Source organism: Limosilactobacillus avistercoris (assembly GCF_014836425.1).
In the GTDB taxonomy this organism is placed as follows: domain Bacteria; phylum Bacillota; class Bacilli; order Lactobacillales; family Lactobacillaceae; genus Limosilactobacillus; species Limosilactobacillus agrestimuris.
This window is the reverse complement of record NZ_JACSQW010000044.1, coordinates 2,968-3,357: the sequence shown is the minus strand read 5'-3', so window position 1 is coordinate 3,357 and position 390 is coordinate 2,968. Positions and strand designations below refer to the sequence as shown.

Annotated in this window: 1 pseudogene; it reads left to right on the top strand. The window is 43.8% G+C overall.

Going from position 1 to position 390, the window contains the following annotated elements:
• Positions 1 to 390: pseudogene (locus H9564_RS08960) on the top strand (LEA family epithelial adhesin); the annotation flags it as partial.

Sequence of the window (390 nt, the reverse complement as noted above, 5' to 3'; positions counted from 1 at the left end):
TGAACAAGCTAAAGTTCAGAAGAATGTGGAAGACGCTAACAAGGATAAATTCCCAGCTGGCACAGTTGTTACAGTAGGTGCTGACGGAACAGCTACAGTAAATTACCCAGATGGTTCAAAGGACACCATACCAGGTGACCAATTAGTTCAAGGCCAAAAGGGCAGCACAACTGATGCTGGTAACATTACGCCAACTGTTCCAGGCGACAAGGTAACTGTTAAGGATCCAAGTCACTTAACTGATAATGAAAAGAAGCAAGTTAAGAACAACGTCGATAATGCAAACAAGGATAAGTTCCCAGCTGGCACTACAGTTACAGTAGGTGCTGACGGAACAGCTACAGTAAATTACCCAGATGGTTCAAAGGACACCATACCAGGTGACCAATT